At 59.7% G+C, this 12,909-nt stretch carries 13 protein-coding genes; 10 read left to right on the top strand and 3 right to left on the bottom strand.

All coding sequences use genetic code 11. The features are described 5' to 3' along the window. Positions 1–50: 50 nt before the first annotated feature. Positions 51–3,023 carry an Rne/Rng family ribonuclease gene (locus RAE21_RS09885; protein WP_313881203.1) on the bottom strand — a complete coding sequence of 991 codons (2,973 nt, stop codon included), beginning with the start codon at positions 3,021–3,023 and terminating at the stop codon, positions 51–53. Positions 3,024–3,518: 495 nt separating this feature from the next. Between RAE21_RS09885 and RAE21_RS09880 the strand changes: the two genes are divergently transcribed. The 4 genes from RAE21_RS09880 to RAE21_RS09865 are packed head-to-tail and all read left to right on the top strand — an operon-like array spanning position 3,519 to position 6,739. After that, positions 3,519–4,604, top strand: a complete 1,086-nt coding sequence (locus RAE21_RS09880; RefSeq protein ID WP_313881202.1) for an RluA family pseudouridine synthase — start codon at positions 3,519–3,521, stop codon at positions 4,602–4,604. A gap of 8 nt (positions 4,605–4,612) precedes the next feature. Then, positions 4,613–5,287, top strand: coding sequence for an HAD family hydrolase (locus RAE21_RS09875; protein WP_313881201.1), 675 nt, complete (start codon positions 4,613–4,615; stop codon positions 5,285–5,287). A 27-nt stretch (positions 5,288–5,314) separates the two neighbouring features. Next, positions 5,315–5,698 (top strand): Rieske (2Fe-2S) protein, encoded by a 384-nt coding sequence (locus tag RAE21_RS09870; protein ID WP_313881199.1) that lies wholly within the window; start codon positions 5,315–5,317, stop codon positions 5,696–5,698. Beyond that, positions 5,699–6,739, top strand: coding sequence for a S49 family peptidase (locus RAE21_RS09865; RefSeq protein ID WP_313881198.1), 1,041 nt, complete (start codon positions 5,699–5,701; stop codon positions 6,737–6,739). 10 nt (positions 6,740–6,749) lie between these two features. Here the strand turns inward: RAE21_RS09865 and RAE21_RS09860 are convergent, their stop codons facing one another. Together RAE21_RS09860 and RAE21_RS09855 are read right to left on the bottom strand one after the other, a co-directional pair. Then, entirely contained in the window at positions 6,750–7,505 is a 756-nt protein-coding gene (locus RAE21_RS09860; protein WP_313881197.1) for an SAM-dependent methyltransferase, read from the bottom strand. Next, positions 7,502–8,107 (bottom strand): Maf family nucleotide pyrophosphatase, encoded by a 606-nt coding sequence (locus tag RAE21_RS09855; protein WP_313881195.1) that lies wholly within the window; start codon positions 8,105–8,107, stop codon positions 7,502–7,504. The genes RAE21_RS09860 and RAE21_RS09855 overlap by 4 nt, the downstream gene beginning before the upstream one ends. A gap of 25 nt (positions 8,108–8,132) precedes the next feature. Between RAE21_RS09855 and RAE21_RS09850 the strand changes: the two genes are divergently transcribed. From RAE21_RS09850 to fabG, 6 genes are all read left to right on the top strand, one after another. Continuing rightward, on the top strand, positions 8,133–8,669 hold the full coding sequence (locus RAE21_RS09850; RefSeq protein WP_313881194.1) for a YceD family protein: 537 nt from the start codon (positions 8,133–8,135) through the stop codon (positions 8,667–8,669). Between the two features lie 119 nt (positions 8,670–8,788). Continuing rightward, positions 8,789–8,971 carry a 50S ribosomal protein L32 gene (gene rpmF, locus RAE21_RS09845; RefSeq protein ID WP_293662562.1) on the top strand — a complete coding sequence of 61 codons (183 nt, stop codon included), beginning with the start codon at positions 8,789–8,791 and terminating at the stop codon, positions 8,969–8,971. A gap of 108 nt (positions 8,972–9,079) precedes the next feature. Beyond that, on the top strand, positions 9,080–10,105 hold the full coding sequence (plsX, locus tag RAE21_RS09840) for a phosphate acyltransferase PlsX (protein ID WP_313881193.1): 1,026 nt from the start codon (positions 9,080–9,082) through the stop codon (positions 10,103–10,105). 27 nt (positions 10,106–10,132) lie between these two features. Further along, positions 10,133–11,110, top strand: coding sequence for a beta-ketoacyl-ACP synthase III (locus tag RAE21_RS09835; protein WP_313881192.1), 978 nt, complete (start codon positions 10,133–10,135; stop codon positions 11,108–11,110). A gap of 53 nt (positions 11,111–11,163) precedes the next feature. Then, the gene (fabD, locus tag RAE21_RS09830; RefSeq protein WP_313881191.1) at positions 11,164–12,114 is read left to right on the top strand and encodes an ACP S-malonyltransferase; all 951 of its coding nucleotides are present in this window, start codon (positions 11,164–11,166) and stop codon (positions 12,112–12,114) included. Continuing rightward, positions 12,111–12,857, top strand: a complete 747-nt coding sequence (gene fabG / locus RAE21_RS09825) for a 3-oxoacyl-ACP reductase FabG (RefSeq protein WP_313875581.1) — start codon at positions 12,111–12,113, stop codon at positions 12,855–12,857. The genes fabD and fabG overlap by 4 nt, the downstream gene beginning before the upstream one ends. Positions 12,858–12,909: the final 52 nt, after the last annotated feature.

The raw sequence follows: 12,909 nt of genomic DNA, 5'->3' as shown, positions 1-12,909 counted from the left end.
CCCTTTTTTTATGAACAGTCACCGCGCATGGCGGTGACTGGACTGGCGGCTTAAGCCGTTTGATCGTTCTCAAACGGTAGCTTCATGTCACGCAGATCGCGACGGGTCTCGACCAACACCAAGGGGCGGTCGTCAAGCTCCACCGGGGCAGGACGCTCGCGGGGGATGTGCACCGGCTTGGGTTCGGCGGCAATCGCGGCTTGCACGGCTGCGATTTTGTCTGCATCCGAGTTCACCCATTGCAGGCCAGAGCTGTTGGCCACTTCCACCAAGGCAGCGGTCGGCAGGCTGTAGCCTGCCACTTTGGGCATGCGGCCGGCAGGTGCCGCATCCGCTAACGGGGCGGGCGCTGGAGCTACGGGTGCTGCGACAGGCGCTGCAGCTACCGGTGCGGGTGCGCTTACCTCAGCGGCCACGAGTGCGGCGGCTTCCGGTGCCACAGTCACGGCCACGGCTTCTGGCGCAGCACTCGCCTCGGGCGCCACTGCTGCGGCTTCTGCACCGTCGATCGCGATGCGCTGACCATTTTCACCACGGGGGCCGCGGTTACCACGGTCACGACCGTAGCGGTCACGCGAGCGGCGTTCACGCGGCTCCTGCGCAGCACCGTTGTCGGCGGCAACTTCGCCAGTAGCGACAGCTTCAGCGACTTCGTTGCCGGTGGCTTCAGTCCCGGCTGCTTGTGGCGCTTGACCTTCGTCCTGGCGTGGCGCCCGGTCGTTGCGGCGTCCACGGCCACGGCCATTGCGGCCTTCGCGTGGTTCGCGTCCTTCAGCGCTTGGGTCTGCTGCGGGCACTGCGCCCTCTGTCAGCGCTTGGGGCGCTACTACTTCGCTGGTGGGCTCCGTAGCGCGTACGTCCGTGCGCTCGCCGTTGCGCGGTCCGCGGTTACCGCGTTCGTTGCGGTTGCCGCGCTCCTGGCGACCTTCGCGGGGCTGCTGTTGGCTACCTTGGTCGGCTTGGACGCTGACCTCAGGGTTGACCGCTTTGGCTTGTTCGGCGTCCATGCGATCTTGGCGGGGGGCTTGGTTGCGTTCGCCGCGCTCATTGCGGGCACCCCGTTCGCCACGCTCAGGGCGCGCATTGCGGTCACCGCGCTCATTGCGGTTGCCACGGTCATTGCGCTCGCCGCGGTTATCCGGGCGGGCATCGGCACGCGCTTCGCCACGGCCTTCTGCATTGCGCTCGCCACGCTGGTTGCGGCCGCCGTTACGGCCACCGTCGCGGCTTGGACGGGCTTCGCGCTTCTCTTCCGTCTTGACTGGAGTCGGGGCCACAGGGGCTGGAGCGGCAGCGGGAGCTGCAAACAAAGACTTGAGCCAAGCAAAGAAGCCTGTAGGTTCCGGCGCTGCTGCAACGGGAGCTGCGGGCGCTGCTACAACCTTGACGGGCTCTGGCTTAGGAGGCGCGATGGGTGCGGGGGCATCAGGCAACACACCCTTGATCACAGGCGTTTGCTTGTTAGTCGGCTCTTGGGAGCGACGTGTCACGCCGGTGCCTTCTTCCATGTCGTCAGCCATCTTGTAGCTGGCTTCGATGTGGTCGAGGCGTGGGTCGTCGTGTTTCAAGCGCTCAAGTTTGTAGTTGGGCGTTTCCAGGGTCTTGTTGGGCACCATCAACACATTGATGCGTTGCTTCAACTCGATCTTGGCGATTTCAGTGCGCTTTTCGTTCAACAGGAACGAAGCCACTTCCACGGGAACCTGGCACAGCACCGAGGCGGTGTTGTCCTTGAGGGACTCTTCCTGGATGATGCGCAAAATCTGCAAGGCGCTGGACTCGGTATCACGGATGTGGCCAGAACCACCGCAACGCGGGCAGGGGATGGACGCACCTTCGGACAGGGCCGGGCGTAGGCGCTGGCGGCTCATTTCCATCAAACCGAACTTGGAGATGGTGCCGAACTGCACACGGGCACGGTCTTGGCGCAGCGCATCGCGCAAGCGGTTTTCCACTTCGCGGCGGTTGCGGGACTCTTCCATGTCGATAAAGTCGATCACGATTAAGCCACCCAAGTCGCGCAGGCGCATCTGGCGGGCCACTTCGTCAGCGGCTTCTAGGTTGGTGCGGGTGGCGGTCTCTTCGATGTCGCCGCCCTTGATGGCGCGGGCCGAGTTCACGTCCACCGAAACCAATGCTTCGGTGTGGTCGATCACGATGGCGCCGCCGGAAGGCAATGTCACGGTGCGAGCGTAGGCGGATTCGATTTGGTGTTCGATCTGGAAGCGGCTGAACAACGGCGCGTCGTCACGGTAGCGCTTTACGCGGGCAGCATGCTCAGGCATCACGTGGGCCATGAACTGCTGAGCCTGCTCGTACACGTCGTCGGTGTCGATCAGGATGTCGCCGATGTCGTTGTTGAAGTAGTCGCGGATGGCGCGGATCACCAGGCTGGATTCCTGGTAAATCAGGAAAGCGCCCTTGGCACCCTTGGCAGCGCCGTCGATGGCACCCCAGAGCTTCAACAGGTAGTTCAGGTCCCACTGCAGTTCGGGCGCGCTGCGGCCGATGCCGGCTGTGCGGGCGATGATGGACATGCCGTTGGGGTATTCCAACTGGTCCATGTTCTCTTTGAGTTCTGCACGGTCGTCGCCCTCGATGCGGCGGCTGACGCCACCGCCACGGGGGTTATTGGGCATCAGCACCACGTAGCGGCCGGCCAGAGAGATGAAGGTGGTCAGGGCTGCGCCCTTGTTGCCACGCTCCTCTTTTTCGACCTGAACCAGCAGTTCCTGGCCTTCGCGGATCGCGTCCTGGATGCGGGCATTGCTCGCAGACACGCCTTGCTGGAAATACTGTTTGGAGATTTCCTTGAAGGGCAGGAAGCCGTGGCGGTCTTCACCGTAGTCCACAAAACAGGCTTCTAGGGAGGGCTCTACGCGGGTAACGACCGCTTTGTAGATGTTGCCTTTGCGTTGTTCGCGGCCTTCAATTTCGATTTCGTAGTCGAGGAGTTTTTGTCCGTCGACGATGGCCAAGCGGCGTTCTTCAGCCTGCGTGGCGTTGATCAGCATCCGTTTCATGGATTGCATCCTTCTTCAATTAGTACATGCCCGGTGGGGGCTCACGAAGTCGGACTGACGAATTGAAGTGAGGAGGAATTGCCGGAGAACTTCAGGTCACACGAGGTGTCGAAGCGTAGGCGCGTGGATGGGGACGAGGGAATGCGTTTGTGAACTCGCTACAAAAATGCTAGCTGGTTGCGCAGGTAGTACCGGGGCTGCAGGCCGATTTGTGCCACCAAACGGGGCGTAAACGCTCCGCAGGCACAAGGTGATCAGGCTTAGCAACACAAACATCTCGTTTCATTCCGCCCGCCAACCGTGGGTTGGCAGACTTGGGGTATTCCGTATCAGGGTTTCAATTCGTCGGCTTGACCGTGTGGTGTCGCTGCCATCACAGGCAGGTGGCGTGTGATTTACAGCTGGCGCCAAACGGGGACTTCGACCTTCCAGCGCTGCGTTCAGTGGGGTGTGGACTAAACTCCAGACAAATCAACCACTTACGGCGCGTCGCTAGTGAAACACATTATAGGGGGCAAAGAGCCCTCAACGGCCCCCCTGGCTAACACCCAAGTCAAATCCGTGACGGTGGATGAAGACAGCGCTGGCCAGCGCCTCGACAACTTTCTGATGCGGGAGCTCAAGGGCGTCCCCAAGACCCACGTTTACCGCATCATCCGCAGCGGCGAAGTCCGCGTGAACAAAGGCCGCGCCAGCGCCGACACCCGGATTGCCGCGGGCGATCTTATCCGCCTGCCACCGGTGCGCACGTCCGAGCGTGCGGACCAAAAAACAGCTGCGATGGCCGAGCAGGCCCACCGCTTTGTGCCGGCCAAGGACTTCCCCGTGCTGTTTGAAGACGACCATTTTCTGGCGGTAAACAAACCGGCAGGCGTGGCGGTGCATGGCGGTTCAGGGGTGAGTTTTGGCGTGATTGAGCAATTGCGCATGGCACGCCCCAAGGCGACGTTTCTGGAGCTGGTGCACCGGCTGGACCGGGAAACCAGCGGCATTCTGCTGGTTGCCAAGAAACGCAGCGCCCTGAAAAATTTGCAAGACCAATTCCGCGAGCGCGAAACCGGCAAAACCTATCTGGCTCTCGTGGCAGGGCAGTGGCCGGCTAATAAGAAGGTCTTGGACAAGTCTTTGCAGAAATACCTGCTGCCGGATGGCGAGCGCCGTGTCCGCGTGGTGGCCAAAGACCATGCGGACGCCATGCCGTCCTTGAGTTTGGTCAAGGTGCATTCGGTCACGCCCGCGGCTTGCGTTGTGCAAACGCCGCAGCAAAAGGCCTATTCCTTGTTGGAGGTGACCATCAAGACCGGTCGCACCCACCAGATCCGGGTGCACTTGGCCTCGGAAGGCATGGGCATTGTGGGCGATGACAAATATGGCGATTTCGAGCTAAACAAGGCGCTGGCCCGTGACGAAGGGCTTGTGCCGCTCAAGCGCATGTTTTTGCACGCCTGGCGATTCCAGTGCAACCACCCGGCGACCGGTGAGCGCGTGGCCCTGCAGACCGACCTGCCGCCCGAACTTGCCCGTTTTCTGCTGCAGGCCATTCCTGAAGAACCGGGCGCGATGGCACCGGTTCAGGGTTAAATCGAGGCATGAATTCCACCGCTTTCCGCCCCCGCCGTTTTGACCTGATCGCATTCGATTGGGATGGCACTTTGTTTGACTCCACCGCCCTCATCACCCGTTGCATCCAGCTGGCGGTTCAGGATGTAGGGGGTACCGTACCCAGCGACAAGGATGCCTCCTATGTCATTGGCATGGGCCTGATGCAAGCATTGGCCCATGCCGCGCCGGATGTGCCTGCTGACAAATACCCGCTGTTAGGTGCGCGCTACAAGCACCACTACAGCGTGCACCAGAACGACATCACCCTGTTTACAGGTGTGCTGGAGATGCTGGATCGGCTCAAAGCCCGCCAGCATTTGCTGACTGTGGCCACTGGCAAGAGCCGTGGCGGCCTGAATGAAGCGTTGCGCGATGTGAACCTGCAAGGCATTTTTGATGGCTCCCGCACGGCGGACGAAACCGCCGGCAAGCCCCACCCCCTGATGCTGCAAGAGCTGATGATGGAGTTTGGGGTGGAGGCTGACCGGGTACTGATGATCGGCGACACCACCCACGACCTGCAAATGGCGGTGAACGCCGGATGCGCCAGCGTGGCCGTGAGCTACGGCGCGCATGAGCCGGACAGCTTCGAGGCGCTGGGGCCCTTGGCGATTGCCCACTCTGTGGCGGAGTTGGACGCCTGGTTGCAGGCCAACGCCTGACTTTGACACGCCAGATCAGGAGCCACCATGCCAGACACCCTTCCCGACACGCCCGGAATTGCCTTGTGCAACTCCGCTGATTTGGTGGATAGCGGGCTGGCGGTGCCTTTTGATGTGATCTATTGCGGGCAGACTTGTTACGCCTTTGCGATTCGCTATGCGGGCAAGGTGTATGCCTATTTGAATCGTTGCTCGCACGTTCCCATGGAAATGGACTACCAGCCCAACCGGTTCTTTGATTTGACCGGTCATTGGTTGATATGTGCTACCCATGGCGCCATGTACAGCCCCCAAACCGGCATGTGCCGCACCGGCCCGTGCCGAGGCGGGCTGGTCTCGATCGCATTGTCTGAGGTGGATGGCGTCGTCCACTGGCATACTTCCTCCCATCTCCAACCGGTAGTGTTTTAAATGACGGAACCCCATATGCCGACAGGTATGCCTGAAGATCCAAATATGCCTGTAGCCGGCAATGAGTCTGCGCAAGCAGCTCCTGAAAAGATAGCGAGCACCGCCAAAAATTCTGACGCGGGCTGGGAGCGCGCTACGCTTGAAAAGCTCGCAACCGCAACCTTGGTCGAGCAACGCAGCGCGCGCCGGTGGCGCAATGGCATCCGGATTGCCTGGCTGGTGTTTCTGTCGGTGGTGGTGTGGATGGGCTTGCAGCAAAGCGGCGCGCCCGCCGATATCGCCACACCCCATACGGCGGTCGTGAGCATCCGGGGCGAAATTGCGTCAGGCAATGAAGCCAGTGCCGATGTGGTCGTAGCCTCCATGCGCTCAGCCTTTGAAGATCAGGGGGCGAAGGCCGTGGTCTTGTTGATCAACTCCCCGGGAGGTAGCCCGGTGCAAGCCGGCATCATCAATGATGAGATCCGGCGTCTGAAAGCGCTGCACAACAAACCGGTCTATGCAGTGGTCGAAGAGACCTGTGCTTCCGCCGCGTACTACATCGCTGTAGCAGCCGATGAAATCTATGTCGACAAGGCCAGCATCGTTGGCAGCATCGGAGTGCTGATGGACGGTTTTGGTTTCACCGGCTTGATGGACAAGCTCGGTGTGGAGCGCCGTTTGATGACGGCAGGGGAGAACAAGGGTTTGCTCGATCCGTTCAGCCCCCAGACCGAGAAGCAACGTGCCTTCGCCCAGTCCATGTTGGACCAGATTCACCAGCAATTCATTGCCGTGGTGAAAGAGGGCCGCGGCAAGCGGCTCACCGAGACCCCGGAGATATTCAGCGGTTTATTCTGGACCGGTCAGCAGGCGATCGACCTCGGCTTGGCCGACAAGCTGGGCAATATTGATTACGTGGCCCGTGAAGTCGTGAAGGCCGAAGAGATCGTGGACTACACCCGCAAGGAAAATGTGGCCGAGCGGCTTGTCAAGCGTTTTGGTGCCTCGATCGGCGACGGTGCAGTGAAGGCGCTGCGCTCGTTGCCAGCGCTTCACTGAACGGGGGGGGCTAGCGGCCGAGGGCGAACACAGTTGGCGTGGCGTTGTCCAAGGCCCAGCCGCTGTGTTTCCAGTGCTTGACGGTCTGGCTATGGGTGCAAGCGGTTGCCAGTGTCAGGCCGCTGGAGGTGGCTAGCCGGGTGTTGGTTTGCAGCGTTTGCAGCAGGCTCTGCAGCAGGGCGGTGTTGCGGTAGGGCGTCTCGATAAAAATCTGGGTCTGCCCGGATTTAAGCGCCAAGGATTCCAACTCTTTGATGCGCTTGACCCGTTCTGAGGGTTCAGACGGCACATAGCCGACAAACGCAAAGTTCTGGCCGTTCAACCCACTGGCAGCCAGAGCCAGCAAAAGCGATACCGGTCCCACCAAGGGCACCACCGGAATCCCCAACTCATGGGCAGCACGCACCACCGACGAGCCCGGGTCGGCAATGGCAGGCATACCGGCTTCGCTGACCAGCCCAACGTCATGGCCTTGCAAAGCAGCGGCGAGCAGGGGTTTGGCGTCGAAGCCGCCAAGGTGGTCGCCTTTTTTATGCACCTCCCTAGGGAGCTCCTGGAGCTGCATGTCTTGAATCGTTGTATTCAAAGGGTGAGATTCACCCACGCGCTTGAGGTAGGCCCGGGTGCTTTTGGCGTTCTCGCAAATCCAGTAGCGCAAGGCGGCCGCACGCTGCAGGGTTTGCTGCGGCATGCTGTCGGAGAGGGCGCTTTGGCTTGCGCAGCCGAAATCCAGCGGCGCCGGCACCAAATACAGGGTGCCGGTCATGTTGCTTGCTCCCACAGGTTCAAGCCGGCTGCACGCAGCATGCGGCAGGTGCGAATCAGCGGTAGTCCGACCAGCGCCGTAGGGTCGTCGTTGTCAATCGCTTCCAGCAGGCTGATGCCCAAGCCTTCGCTCTTGGCGCTGCCTGCGCAGTCATAGGGCGTTTCCGCGCGCAGGTATTGTTCGATTTCTGCATCGCCCAAGTCCCTGAACTGCACCCTCACAGGTGCCAGGTCCTCTTGCACAAAGCCGCTGGCTTTGCACACCACGGCCACTGCAGTTTGAAAAATCACCGTTTGACCGCGCATGGCCTGCAACTGAGCCACGGCACGGTCATGCGTGCCCGGCTTGCCCAAGGGCTGGCCGTGCAGGTCGGCGACTTGGTCTGAGCCGATCACAATGCAATCGGGGTGCGTGTCTGCGACCGCGCGGGCCTTGGCCAGGGCGAGTCGGCGGGCAAGGGCAGCGGGTGCTTCGCCGGGAAGTGGTGTTTCATCTACATCAGGTGCCGCAACGATAAAAGGCAGGCGCAATCGCGCCAGGAGTTCGCGCCGGTATACCGAGGTGGAGCCTAGGACGAGTTTTCTGGAAGGGGAGCTTTGCATGTAGCGATTCTCTTACACTGCGCGGATGAAACATGAATACGTACCCCGCAGCCTTCCTGTCAAAGCCTTCGCACAAGCTTCAGGCGCATTGGAGGGCAGCGTCCCGTTGGCGGAAATGGAGCGTTTGCGCGAGGAATCCCTGGGCCCGATCGAGGGAACATTGGTGAGCTTCTCCGCGGACGGAGAAATGCAAGAAGATGCCGTCGGCCAGCCTGAACCATGGCTCCATCTAGAGGGTTCCACCACTTTGGTGATGACTTGTCAGCGTTGTTTGGGGCCGGTTGCAACGGAGGTGTCTTTCGAGCGTTCTTTCCGTTTTGTTGCCAGCGAGGCACTCGCTGAGGTGGAAGACGAAGAATCAGAGGAAGACGTCTTGGTGCTCAGCCGTGAATTCAATCTGCTGGAGCTGGTCGAGGACGAACTATTGATGTCAGTCCCGCCGGTTCCCAAGCATGAGGAGTGCCCCGCGCCGGTCAAGCTTCAGGCGGCAGACGCTGATTTCGTCGATGCGCCCACGGAAAAGCCGAATCCTTTTGCGGTGTTGCAGCAGCTCAAAAAGTAGGGGTTGGAGGCTGCGCGAAGTTTGGGCTATAATCTGAGGCTCCGCGTGCCAGACCTGCCGCGTTTTACTAACCCCAACCGTGTTGCCGCCTGCGCAGCACCTTTGCCCAGGAGCCGATCATGGCAGTTCAACAAAACAAAAAATCTCCTTCCAAGCGCGGTATGCACCGTTCGCACAATGCACTGAACGTGCCCGGTATCGCAGTGGAACCCACCACCGGCGAAATTCACTTGCGTCACCACATCAGCCCCACCGGTTTCTACCGCGGTCGCAAGGTGTTGAAGACAAAATCTGAAGCCTGATTCACCTGAATCCCGCAAAGCCCGAAGCTACAGTTTCTGTAGCGACGGGCTTTTGTCATTTTGGGGTCAGATAATTGCCCGCTTTATTGTTGTTGGATTGAATTGCGCATGATTACGATTGCCGTTGATTGCATGGGCGGAGACCATGGCCCAGAGGTAACGCTACCTGCTTGTCGTGAGTTTCTGGATCGTCATCCGGATGCTGCGTTGGTCTTGGTGGGCTTGGCCGATGCGCTGAAGGGCTTTTCCCATCCGCGCGCGACCGTGGTGGTCACCACAGAAGTGGTCACCATGGACGATGCCCTTGAGGTCGCCTTGCGCAAGAAGAAAGACTCTTCCATGCGGGTGGCGATTCAGCAAGTGAAAGACGGGGCAGCGCAAGCGGCTGTGTCTGCGGGAAACACCGGCGCGTTGATGGCTATCTCCCGCTACATCTTGAAAACGCTGGATGGTATCGAGCGGCCGGCAATTGCCGGACAAATCCCCAATGCGAAGGGTGGTGCAACCACGGTGCTGGATCTGGGGGCCAATGTGGATTGCTCGGCCGAACACCTGCTGCAGTTTGCGGTCATGGGCTCGGCGCTGGTGTCGGTGCTCAGCGGCGATGAGTCACCGTCGGTGGGCTTACTCAATATTGGTGAAGAGGTCATCAAAGGCAACGAAGTCATCAAAAAAGCAGGTGAACTTCTGCGAACAGCCGCGAAAACGGGTGATCTGAACTTTGTGGGTAATGTGGAAGGCAACGACATCTTCAAAGGCACTGCTGCGATCGTCGTGTGTGACGGTTTTGTGGGCAATGTGGCGCTCAAAACCAGCGAAGGCCTGGCCTCGATGTTTGGCACGTTTTTGAAGGCTGAGTTTTCACGCAATATCTTGACAAAAATGGCGGCTATTGCTGCTTATTCGGTTCTAAATGCGTTTAAAAACCGCTTTGATCATCGTCGTTACAACGGTGCAGCCCTTTTGGGCTTGCGCGGTCTGGTGTTCAAGAGCCATGGTTCTGCCGACAGTCTGTCGTTCGGCAATGCCTTGAACCGCGCGTATGATGCAGCCCGAAACAACTTGCTGGACCGCGTTCAGGTTCGCATTGCCAAGGCTGCACCACTTTTAGCGGTTGCTGAAGCAGAGGCTTAGTCTGAACGGGTGCACGCTACAACACCCATGACACGTTATTCCCGAATTACAGGCACAGGTAGCTATGTGCCTCCCCGCCGGTTGACCAACGCGGACCTGGCGGCGCAGCTGGCAGCCCAAGGGGTTGAGACCTCTGATGAATGGATCGTGGAGCGCACCGGTATTCGCGCTCGCCACTTTGTGGAAGCTGGTGTTTACAGCAGCGACTTGGCGCTGGAGGCCTGCAAAAGCGCTTTGAGCGCAGCGGGCTTGCAGGCGCAAGACATTGACTTGATCATCGTCGCCACCTCCACGCCGGACATGGTGTTCCCCTCCACCGCATGTATCTTGCAAAACAAGCTGGGTGCCAACGGATGTGCCGCTTTTGATGTGCAGGCCGTTTGCAGCGGCTTCGTTTACGCGCTGACAGTGGCTGACGCGATGATTCGCACCGGCGGTGCGAGCAAAGCGCTTGTCGTGGGGGCCGAAGTGTTTTCCCGTTTGCTGGATTTCACCGACCGTACGACGTGTGTGCTGTTTGGCGATGGTGCGGGTGCCGTGGTCTTAGAAGCATCGGAAACCCCGGGTATCCTCGCCAGTGACTTGCATGCGGATGGTAAGCATGTCGGTGTTCTTTGTGTGCCCGGACATGTATCAAACGGACACATTCTGGGCGACCCCTTGCTCAAGATGGATGGGCAAGCGGTATTCAAGTTGGCGGTTGGCGTGCTGGAAGATGCAGCACGGGCGACGCTGGCGAAAGCCGGCAAGACCGAAGCGGATATCGATTGGTTGATTCCTCACCAAGCCAATATCCGCATCATGCAAAGCACCGCCAAGAAGCTGAAGCTGCCCATGGACAAAGTGGTGGTGACGGTGGATCAACATGGCAATACCTCGGCGGCCTCTATTCCGCTGGCATTGGACTCTGCGGTACGTGCCGGTCGGGTCAAGCCGGGCCAGAACCTGATGCTGGAAGGCGTAGGTGGTGGCTTCACCTGGGGTGCGGTGCTCCTGACTTTGTAGCGCGTCGTGCAAGCAGAATCAAGGCTAGAGCTCAATTTGACGAAGAATTTTCTATGAAACCATTTGCTTTTGTATTTCCCGGTCAAGGCTCCCAATCGGTGGGCATGCTGGATGCATGGGGCGCACACCCCATCGTGTTGGAAACCTTAAAGGAAGCGTCTGACGCCTTGGGCGAAGATGTTGCCAAGCTGATTCACGAAGGACCCAAAGAGGCATTGGCTCTCACGACCAACACCCAGCCGGTGATGTTGGTGGCTGCAGTGGCGGCGTATCGGGTTTGGATGTCAGAAACCGGCGTAGCGCCCCAAGTGGTAGCGGGCCATTCACTGGGTGAGTACTCGGCATTGGTTGCTGCAGGTGCCTTGACCTTGGCGCAGGCAGCGCCGTTGGTGCGCTTGCGTGCCCAGGCGATGCAAGAGGCGGTACCGGTAGGTGTAGGCGCGATGGCAGCCATTTTGGGTATGGATGCTACGAAAGTGATAGCGGGTTGCGCAGAAGCTACGGCGGCTATGGCTGGTTCTGGCTCTGAAGTCGTCGAAGCTGTGAACTTCAACGACGCAGGTCAAACCGTTATCGCGGGTAGCAAGGCGGCGGTGGACAAGGCGTGTGAAATTTTGAAAGCAGCAGGTGCCAAGCGCGCTTTGCTCTTGCCGGTGTCGGCCCCGTTCCACTCCAGCCTGATGAAGCCAGCGGCAGAAAAGCTCAAGGCGAGCCTGGAAGAGATAGAGATTGCCGCCCCGCAGATTGCGCTGGTGAACAACATTGACGTCGCTGTTGAAATGGATGCAGACCGCATTCGCGATGCGCTGTACCGTCAGGCTTTCGGGCCGGTGCGCTGGGTGGAATGTGTCCAGGCCATCAAGGCGCGTGGCTTGACCACGGTGGTCGAGTGTGGCCCCGGCAAGGTGCTGGCCGGTATGGTCAAGCGGATTGACGCAGAAATGACAGGGGCTGCCCTGTTTGATCCTGCGACACTGGAAGAAGTGAAAGGATTGTTGGCATGAGCGAAATCAAGTTTGAGGGCCAAGTGGCGCTGGTGACCGGTGCCTCGCGAGGCATCGGCGCATCCATCGCATTGGAATTGGCGCGCAAAGGCGTCAAGGTGATCGGTACTGCCACCTCGGACGCTGGTGCGGCAAAAATCCGTGAGGCCTTGTCAGGCTTTGCAGGCTGTGATGGTCGCACTTTGGATGTGAATGATGGCGCTGCGGCTGAGGCGTTGGTAGATGCGATCGCCAAAGAGTTCGGTGGCTTGCATGTTCTGGTGAACAACGCCGGCATTACCCGCGACACACTGGCCATGCGCATGAAAGATGACGACTGGGATGCGGTGGTTGACACCAATCTCAAGGGAGTGTTTCGCATGAGCCGCTCTGTGTTGCGCACCATGATGAAGCAACGGTATGGCCGCATCATCAGCATCACCTCGGTGGTCGGAGCGTCCGGCAACCCCGGTCAGGCCAACTACGCAGCCGCCAAAGCGGGCGTGGCGGGCATGACCCGTGCGCTGGCCCGGGAGCTTGGCTCGCGCAACATCACCGTCAATTGTGTGGCGCCCGGATTTATTGAAACCGACATGACGGCCGGCCTGCCGGAAGAGCAACAAAAAGCCTTGCTGGGCCAGATTCCCCTCGGGCATTTGGGCAAACCCTCGGATATTGCGCACGCGGTGTGCTACCTTGCGTCCCCTCAGGCGGGCTATGTCACGGGGCAGGAAATGCACGTGAATGGCGGCATGTACATGTAAGAAAAAAACCGCCGATGTGTCCGAACGGCGACCCGGTTAGAGACTTGTCTCT

It is taken from the genome of Rhodoferax potami, assembly GCF_032193765.1.
Taxonomy (GTDB): Bacteria; Pseudomonadota; Gammaproteobacteria; order Burkholderiales; family Burkholderiaceae_C; genus Allorhodoferax; species Allorhodoferax potami.
The sequence above is the reverse complement of the archived record's forward strand: the minus strand, read 5'-3'. Positions and strand labels throughout refer to the sequence as shown.

Bases quoted from the DNA above. Each gene is read 5' to 3' on its own strand.
- RAE21_RS09885 (WP_313881203.1), bottom strand. From the start codon at position 3,023: ATGAAACGGATGCTGATCAACGCCACGCAGGCTGAAGAACGCCGCTTG.
- RAE21_RS09875 (WP_313881201.1), top strand. From the start codon at position 4,613: ATGAATTCCACCGCTTTCCGCCCCCGCCGTTTTGACCTGATCGCATTC.
- RAE21_RS09870 (WP_313881199.1), top strand. From the start codon at position 5,315: ATGCCAGACACCCTTCCCGACACGCCCGGAATTGCCTTGTGCAACTCC.
- RAE21_RS09865 (WP_313881198.1), top strand. From the start codon at position 5,699: ATGACGGAACCCCATATGCCGACAGGTATGCCTGAAGATCCAAATATG.
- RAE21_RS09860 (WP_313881197.1), bottom strand. From the start codon at position 7,505: ATGACCGGCACCCTGTATTTGGTGCCGGCGCCGCTGGATTTCGGCTGC.
- RAE21_RS09855 (WP_313881195.1), bottom strand. From the start codon at position 8,107: ATGCAAAGCTCCCCTTCCAGAAAACTCGTCCTAGGCTCCACCTCGGTA.
- RAE21_RS09850 (WP_313881194.1), top strand. From the start codon at position 8,133: ATGAAACATGAATACGTACCCCGCAGCCTTCCTGTCAAAGCCTTCGCA.
- rpmF (WP_293662562.1), top strand. From the start codon at position 8,789: ATGGCAGTTCAACAAAACAAAAAATCTCCTTCCAAGCGCGGTATGCAC.
- plsX (WP_313881193.1), top strand. From the start codon at position 9,080: ATGATTACGATTGCCGTTGATTGCATGGGCGGAGACCATGGCCCAGAG.
- RAE21_RS09835 (WP_313881192.1), top strand. From the start codon at position 10,133: ATGACACGTTATTCCCGAATTACAGGCACAGGTAGCTATGTGCCTCCC.
- fabD (WP_313881191.1), top strand. From the start codon at position 11,164: ATGAAACCATTTGCTTTTGTATTTCCCGGTCAAGGCTCCCAATCGGTG.
- fabG (WP_313875581.1), top strand. From the start codon at position 12,111: ATGAGCGAAATCAAGTTTGAGGGCCAAGTGGCGCTGGTGACCGGTGCC.